Source organism: Kitasatospora sp. MAP5-34 (genome assembly GCF_029894335.1).
Lineage (GTDB): Bacteria > Actinomycetota > Actinomycetes > Streptomycetales > Streptomycetaceae > Kitasatospora.
Window position 1 is genome coordinate 1 of record NZ_JARXZC010000077.1, and the last position, 7,818, is coordinate 7,818.

Consider the following 7,818-nt stretch of genomic DNA (forward strand, 5'->3'; position numbering starts at 1 on the left):
CCGAACCCCTGCTACGCCTCAACGTCGAGGCCAAGGACCCCGCGAAGATGACCGAACTCCGCGACACCGTCCTCACCCTCGTCCGCGCCTGACCCCACACGCACCCCGGGCGGTAGGCTGGCCAACGGTCTACCGGTCGGGGCGTCAGCCCGGGCCCCGCACACATCACACCCGGAGCCTGCCCCCCATGAGCCTGCCGTCCTTCCTGCTCGACATCCTGGTCTGCCCGCAGTGCCACGCCGCACTCGCCGAGTCCGGTCAGGGCGACGAGACCGAGCTGCGCTGCACCGGTGAGAGCTGCGGTCTGGTCTACCCGGTCCGTGACGGCATCCCGGTGCTCCTCGTGGATGAGGCCCGCCGCCCCTCCTGATCCACCCGCTCCACCAGCCGTACCGCTCCACCAGCTCCCGTCTGCTCTCTCCCGCCGGAGGCCAGCCGCATGCTCGACGACGCCCTGCTCGACGACCCGGCCGCTCTCCAGCGCGCCGACCGGGACAACGCCCTGCTCGCCCTGGCGGGAGCGGGTGCCAGGATCCGTACCGCCCTGCGGCTCGCGGAGGCGGCCGGCCTGTCCGACCTGCGTCCGGACGGGCGGCCCCGCACCGTCCTGGTCGCCGGGCACGGTGCCACCCTCACGGCGGGCGCCGCACTGGCGGCGCTGGCCGTCACCAGCTGCCAGGTCCTCCCGCTGGCCCCGTACGAGGTCGCCCCGATCGCCCGGGGACACCTCGGCACCCCCGCCTTCACGGCGGGTCTGGCCTGGCAGCTCCCCGGCTGGGCGGGCCCGCTCGACCTGCTGGTGCTGGCCTCCGCCGACGGCGGCGAGCAGGGCCTGATCAGCCTCGCCGAGCAGGCGTACGCACGCGGCTGCGCGATCGCCGTCATCGCCCCCGCCGGCAGCCTGCTGGCCGAGGCGGCCCTGCAGGTCCGGGGTCTCCCGCTGCCGTACGTCACGGCCGCGCCGGACGACGAGGACCGTGAACGGCACGTCCCGGCCGAGGCCGACCTGCCCGCCGAGGATGTCGGCGCCCTCTGGGCCGTCCTCGCCCCGCTGCTCGCCCTCACCGAGCGGATCGGTGTCACCCAACTGCCGGCAGGGGAGCTGGAGGCGACGGCGGACCGGCTCGACGAGGTCGCCGTATGCTGCCGTCCCCACGCCGCCGCGTACGTCAACCCGGCCAAGAGCCTGGCCGGCCAGCTCGCCGGGACGGTCCCGCTGCTCTGGGCGGACGGCCCGCTGGCCGGGGTCGCCGCCGACCGCTTCGCCGCGATGCTCGCCGACCGGGCCGGCCGCCCGGCGCTGGCCGCCGTCCTGCCACAGGCACTCACCGCCCACCGGGGCATGCTGGTCGGCAAGCTCGGCGCGGGTGCCGACCCGGACGACTTCTTCCGCGACCGCATCGAGGAGCCCGACCCGCTGCTGCTCCAGGTCCTGCTGCTGCGCCGGACCCCGGGGGAGAGCACCGAACCGGACGACCAGGTGGACCCCGGCTACGCCGTCTCCCGCGCCCGCCGCCTCGCCACCGCGCACGACGTACGGATCACCGATCTGACCAGCGGTCGGACGGACCCGCTCCAGGCGCTCGCCGAGCTGACCGGTCTGACCGACTTCGCCGCCGTCTACCTCGGACTCGCCGCCGCCCAACTCTGAGCAGGCCCTGGCCGACCCGCCACAGCAGATCCCACCACAGCAGAACCCCGCCACAGCAGAACAGGGACCACACAGAAGCCATGAGCACCGAAGGCGGCACCAAGGCGCTGGTCGCAGCACTGTCGGCCAACCTCGCCATCGCGGTCAGCAAGTTCGCGGCCTTCGCGTTCACCGGGTCGTCGTCCATGCTCGCCGAGGGTGTGCACTCGGTGGCCGACTCCGGCAACCAGGTGCTGCTGCTGATCGGCGGCAAGCGCGCGGCCCGCGAGGCGGACTCGCAGCACCCGTTCGGCTACGGCCGTGAGCGCTACGTGTACGGCTTCCTGGTCGCCATCGTGCTGTTCACCGTCGGTGGGCTGTTCGCCTGCTACGAGGGCTACCAGAAGATCCGCGACCCGCACGAACTGCACGGCTGGTACTGGGCGGTGGGGGTCCTGGTCTTTGCGATCCTGATGGAGGGCTGGTCGTTCCTGACGGCGTATCGGGAGGCGGCCAAGGCCAAGGGCGCGCTCGGGTGGGTCGACTACATCCGCCGAGCGAAAGCCCCCGAACTGCCCGTCGTACTGCTGGAGGACTCCGGCGCGCTGATCGGCCTGGTGCTCGCCCTGCTCGGCGTCGGCCTCACCGTGGCCACCGGGGACGGTGTCTGGGACGGTGTCGGCACCCTGTCGATCGGTGTCCTGCTTGTGTTGATCGCGATCGTGCTCGCGCTGGAGACCAAGTCCCTGCTGATCGGCGAGTCCGCCGACAAGGAGGTGGTGGCCCTGATCCGTGCGGCCCTGGTGGACCACGACTCGGTCACCGGCGTGATCCACATGCGCACCCTGCACCTCGGCCCGGAGGAGCTCCTGGTCGCCGCGAAGATCGGCGTCAACGCCGAGGACAGTGCCGCCCGGATCGCCGAGGCCATCGACGCGGCCGAGGCCAGAGTCCGCCGGGCCGTACCGATGGCCCGGGCCATCTACCTGGAACCGGACATCTACAGCGCCGAGAAGGCCGCCGCCGGCCCGGACCGCGAGGCCACCCCGGGCGGTCCGGTCCCGCACCGGACCGCTGACAGCTGATTCCGGCACCCGACCCATAGAAACCGGCCCAATCCAGCCGTACGAATCCCGTGCGATTGCGCCGTCGGTGTAGATTCGTCAGCAGAGCCAAACGTCGCTGCTGATGGCGGTCGATCGGCGCGCCCGGCCCGGCCGCGCGCACTGGTCGAGGGAGAGAGGTCCTCCGACGGATTGTGCCGTGAGCAGAGAGCCGAGCCGTCGGGCACTCTGCCGCGAAGCACACCCGTACGAGACCCATCCCTCAACGAGGAGCAGGACGCATGTCTTCGAACATCACCGGTGACTTCAAGGTTGCCGATCTCTCCCTGGCGCCGTTCGGTCGCAAGGAGATCCAGTTGGCCGAGCACGAGATGCCCGGCCTGATGTCCATCCGCAGGGAGTTCGCGGCCTCGCAGCCGCTGGCCGGTGCCCGGATCACCGGTTCGCTGCACATGACGGTGCAGACCGCCGTGCTGATCGAGACGCTGACGGCGCTGGGTGCTGAGGTCCGCTGGTGCTCGTGCAACATCTTCTCCACCCAGGACCACGCGGCCGCCGCGATTGCGGTCGGCCCGGAGGGCACCGCCGAGAACCCGTCGGGTGTGCCGGTGTTCGCCTGGAAGGGCGAGACGCTGGAGGAGTACTGGTGGTGCACCGAGCAGGCGCTGACCTGGCCGAACGGCCAGACCCCGAACATGATCCTGGACGACGGCGGTGACGCCACCATGCTGATCCACAAGGGCGTGGAGTTCGAGAAGGCCGGTGTCGCGCCGGACCCGTCCACCGCCGACAACGACGAGTTCCGGATCGTCCTGGAGGTGCTGAACCGCACCCTGAAGGAGACCCCGAACAAGTGGACCGAGGTCGCCGCCACGATCAAGGGCGTGACGGAGGAGACCACCACGGGTGTGCACCGGCTGTACGAGATGCACCGTGACGGCAAGCTGCTGTTCCCGGCGATCAACGTCAACGACGCGGTCACCAAGTCGAAGTTCGACAACAAGTACGGCTGCCGCCACTCGCTGATCGACGGGATCAACCGTGGCACCGACGTCCTGATCGGCGGCAAGGTCGCGGTCGTCTTCGGTTACGGCGATGTGGGCAAGGGCTGCGCGGAGTCGCTGCGCGGCCAGGGCGCCCGGGTGATCATCACCGAGATCGACCCGATCTGCGCGCTGCAGGCGGCGATGGACGGCTACCAGGTGACCACGCTGGACGAGGTCGTCTCGGTCGCGGACATCTTCATCACCACGACGGGCAACAAGGACATCATCCTTGCGTCGGACATGGAGAAGATGAAGCACCAGGCGATCGTCGGCAACATCGGTCACTTCGACAACGAGATCGACATCGCGGGTCTGGCGAAGCTGCCGGGCATCGTGCGGACCGAGGTGAAGCCGCAGGTCCACGAGTGGCGCTTCGCCGATGGTCACACGATCATCATGCTGTCCGAGGGGCGTCTGCTGAACCTGGGCAACGCGACCGGTCACCCGTCGTTCGTGATGTCCAACTCCTTCGCGAACCAGACGATCGCGCAGATCGAGCTGTTCACGAAGACCGAGCAGTACCCGGTGGACGTCTACGTGCTGCCGAAGCACCTGGACGAGAAGGTGGCCCGGCTGCACCTGGACGCGCTGGGTGTGAAGCTGACCGTGCTGTCCAAGGACCAGGCCGACTACATCGGTGTCCCGGTCGAGGGCCCGTACAAGCCGGAGACGTACCGCTACTGATCCAACTTGCTTGAGTGCTCCACTACTTGAGCATGTGAACGAGTGAACGCGTACGGCCGGTGTACCCCCGGGGCATCGGCCGTACGCGTGTCCGGCTCGGCGTCAGGCGGGTCGGCGGAAGGTTGCATCCCGGCCGGTTCTTCCGCCGCCGTAGGCTTCGCCCATGCCCAACGGCCGCTACTCACTCCACGACACCCACGACCACGTCCTGCTCGGCGAGGAGCGCTTCAGCTGCGCCCCCGGCCCGGCAGGCTGGCGCTACGTCTCGAAGACCTACGGCCCGGACGGCAGCACCCTCGGCACCACCGACCTCACCCTCGACTCCCGCAGCCGCCCGCTCCGCCTCGAACTCCGGGCCGGCGGCTGGCAGGTCCGTGGGGGAGCGGTGGACGGCGTCGCCTGGGTCCGCACGGACGCCGCCGACCCGGCGGGCGAGCACGCCGTCGAGGGTCACGACCGGGCACATGCCTTCACCGGCAGCTCCCCGGCCTTCCTGGTCGCCACCGCCCGCCTGCTCCGCCTCAGCCCGGGCGGCAGTGCCCGGGTACGGCTGGTGGCCTTCACCGAACCGGTGCTGGCACCACGCACCCTCGACCAGGGCTGGCTGCTGGAGAAGACCGAGACGCACGTGACCGACAGCGGCCCCCTGCTGGTCGAGCAGTACCAGGTCGCGGACCTGGAGACCGGCGAGCAGCAGATCGTCCACCTCGCGGGCGACGTGGTGCTCTCCGCCTCCGGCATCCAACTGGAGGAGCTGGCCTCCCCACCCAACACCTGGCCCACCGAGTACTACAGCTGACCTGGGCGTCAGGCCGGCGGCGCGAAGCCGCCCGGCGTCGTCGCGGGCGGCACCTGCGGTGGCTGCGGCTGTGGATGGGTGGCCTGCACCGGTGCCTGGTACGGCTGCTGCTGGACCTGCTGCCCGCCCTGGTGCTGGTACCCGCCCTGGTACTGCTGACCGATCTGGTGCTGCTGCTGAGCGCCCATCGTCCGGGCCCACTCCCGCCGCTGCCGTTCCGACAGCACCGCGCCGAGGTACGCGGCCGGGTGCGGCCCGTACGGCGCGGGGCGACCGGTGTGCGCCACCAGGTCCCCGACGAGCCGGTGGGCCATCTGCTGCGACACCGCCGGATCGAGCTGGCCGAGCCGGCCGAGGTACTGACGGATCGCGAGCCAGAGCCCGTCCGGCACGGCGGAGAGATCCAGCGCGACCAACTCCCCGCCCAGGCTGCGCAGCAGCTCCGGCGGCAGCGGCGGGAGGACGTCCTGTCCCCGCCCGCCACCGGGCACCCGCTCCCGGACCACCAGCGTCCCCGCGAAGATGTCGCCCAGCCGCCGTCCCTGCTCGGAGATCAGGGAGGTGATCACCGCCGGGATCCCTACGAACATGAGCAGTTCCGCGAAGCCCACCAGCCCCCGCACCAACGCGTGCCGGAACCGCACCGGGCCGCCGTCGGTGCGGACGACCCGCAGCCCGAAGGCCAGCTTGCCCAGCGAGCGCCCTCGGGACAGCGTCTCGATCAGCACCGGCAGCGCCACCATGTAGAACACCACCAGCCCGAGCGACGCGGCGGCCCTGGCCGCCACGTCGAGGTCGGGCGCGGCAAAAGCGAGAACGAGCACGCTCGCGAACAGTGCCCCCCACTGCACGGTCATATCGATCGTGATCGCCAGTGCCCGGCTCGGCAGCTTCGCGGTGCGCAGTCCGAGGACCACCGCCTCGCCCGTCACAAGGTCGCTCACAACACCCCGTCCGTTCCGTCTGCGGTCCCGCCCGCATCGCGGGCGCCCGCCAGACGGCACAGCCCCCGTACTTCCAGCCGCAAACATACGGTGACCCACGATCCCCCGGAAGAGTGGTCCGGGAACCGACGCGTACGGGCGTACGACCTCTGGCAAGCTAGGCGCGCCGCTACCCCCTTCCGCGCCTGTCAGCTGGAGTGAGCCGAAATGGATCTCGACGTCTTCGTCGCCGCGCACCAAGCGGAGTGGCACCGGCTGGAAGCCCTCAGCAGGCGGCGCCGGCTGACCGGTGAGGAGGCCGACGAACTGGTCACCCTCTACCAACGCGCCACCAGCCACCTCGCCCAGGTCCAGGCCACCGCCCCCGACCCGACCGTCGAGGGCCGGCTCACCACCCTGGTCGCCCGGGGCCGGAGTGCCGTGACCGGCGCCCGCAACTCCTCCTGGCGCGACGCGGGCCGCTACTACACGGTCAGTTTCCCGGCCGCCCTCTACCGCTCCCGCCGCTGGTGGATCCCGATCGCACTGCTCTCCCTGCTCGGCGCCGCCCTCCTCGCCTGGTGGATAGCGACCCACCCCGAGGTCCGCGACAGCGTGGTCGCCCCGGACCAGCTGCGCCAGCTGACCAAGCCCGGCGGCGAGTACGAGACCTATTACACCGACCGCCCTGCCAGCTCCTTCGCCGCCCAGGTGTGGACCAACAACGCCTGGATCGCGGCCCAGTGCCTGGTCTTCGGCGTCGTACTCGGACTGCCGGTGCTCTGGGTGCTCTTCCAGAACGTCATGAACCTCGGCATCGGCCTGGGCCTGATGGCGTCGGCCGGCCGCCTGGACCTGTTCCTCGGCCTGCTCCTGCCGCACGGCCTGCTGGAGCTCACCGCAGTCTTCGTCGCGGCGGGAATGGGCCTCCGCCTCGGCTGGACGATCATCGACCCGGGCCCGCGCACCCGCCTCACGGCCCTCGCCGAAGCCGGCCGCGCCACCATCGGTATGGCGGTCGGCCTGGCCACCGCCCTCTTCGTCAGTGGAATCCTCGAAGCCTTCGTGACCCCGTCGGGCCTGCCGACCTGGGCACGGATCGGCATCGGAGTGGTGGCGGAGGTGCTCTTCCTGCTGTACGCCCTGGTCCTCGGCCGCCGAGCCGCCGCCCTGGGCGAGTCCGGCGAGTCCGGTGACGTGGAGGAGGCAGACCGTACCGACCTGCGACCAGTGGCCGCGTGAGGCGTGTGCGGGATCGGCCCTCCGAGCTGGTAGTCTCATGATCAACCCGAAAGGCCATTGACGTGGCACTGGTGGGCTAGTAGATTTGAACGGTTGGGACCGACTGGACACAGTCGCCACCAGGCGTTAATGTCTACGACACAGCCGAGTCGAGGCAGCAGGTGTCCACGGATGCCCGCCTGATCAGGCAAAACCTGAGACCGAGCACAACGAAGTGTTTGATAAGCTTCGTAGCGAAGTCAGAGGAAATCCCCCAAGCGGGAATTCAGATAAACGAAACTCCGGTAAACGGAGCGGAAAACATCTGATAAGCTTGAAACACGAAAGAACGAAGTGCCCGGAGAGCTTGCGAGAGCGGCTTGAAGGAAGCGTCCGTTCCTTGAGAACTCAACAGCGTGCCAAAAGTCAACGCCAGATATGTTGACATCCC

General features: G+C 70.1%; 7 protein-coding genes. 6 read left to right on the forward strand and 1 reads right to left on the reverse strand.

Annotated features, from left to right (window positions below; genetic code table 11):
* Positions 1-187 precede the first annotated feature (187 nt).
* From P3T29_RS32080 to P3T29_RS32100, 5 genes are all read left to right on the forward strand, one after another.
* Positions 188-370: a Trm112 family protein gene (locus P3T29_RS32080; RefSeq protein WP_280720206.1), complete on the forward strand. Its 183-nt coding sequence runs from the start codon at positions 188-190 to the stop codon at positions 368-370.
* A gap of 69 nt (positions 371-439) precedes the next feature.
* Positions 440-1,651 (forward strand): SIS domain-containing protein, encoded by a 1,212-nt coding sequence (locus P3T29_RS32085; RefSeq protein ID WP_280720207.1) that lies wholly within the window; start codon positions 440-442, stop codon positions 1,649-1,651.
* Positions 1,652-1,731: 80 nt separating this feature from the next.
* Positions 1,732-2,715 (forward strand): cation diffusion facilitator family transporter, encoded by a 984-nt coding sequence (locus P3T29_RS32090; protein ID WP_280720208.1) that lies wholly within the window; start codon positions 1,732-1,734, stop codon positions 2,713-2,715.
* A gap of 260 nt (positions 2,716-2,975) precedes the next feature.
* Entirely contained in the window at positions 2,976-4,424 is a 1,449-nt protein-coding gene (gene ahcY, locus P3T29_RS32095; RefSeq protein ID WP_280720209.1) for an adenosylhomocysteinase, read from the forward strand.
* 163 nt (positions 4,425-4,587) lie between these two features.
* Positions 4,588-5,223: a hypothetical protein gene (locus tag P3T29_RS32100; protein WP_280720210.1), complete on the forward strand. Its 636-nt coding sequence runs from the start codon at positions 4,588-4,590 to the stop codon at positions 5,221-5,223.
* A gap of 8 nt (positions 5,224-5,231) precedes the next feature.
* On the opposite strand, the gene P3T29_RS32105 is transcribed toward P3T29_RS32100, so the two are convergent.
* Positions 5,232-6,167, reverse strand: a complete 936-nt coding sequence (locus tag P3T29_RS32105; protein ID WP_280720211.1) for an RDD family protein — start codon at positions 6,165-6,167, stop codon at positions 5,232-5,234.
* 207 nt (positions 6,168-6,374) lie between these two features.
* Between P3T29_RS32105 and P3T29_RS32110 the strand changes: the two genes are divergently transcribed.
* Complete coding sequence (locus tag P3T29_RS32110) at positions 6,375-7,388, forward strand: stage II sporulation protein M (RefSeq protein ID WP_280720212.1); 1,014 nt, start codon at positions 6,375-6,377, stop codon at positions 7,386-7,388.
* The last annotated feature ends 430 nt before the right edge of the window (positions 7,389-7,818 follow it).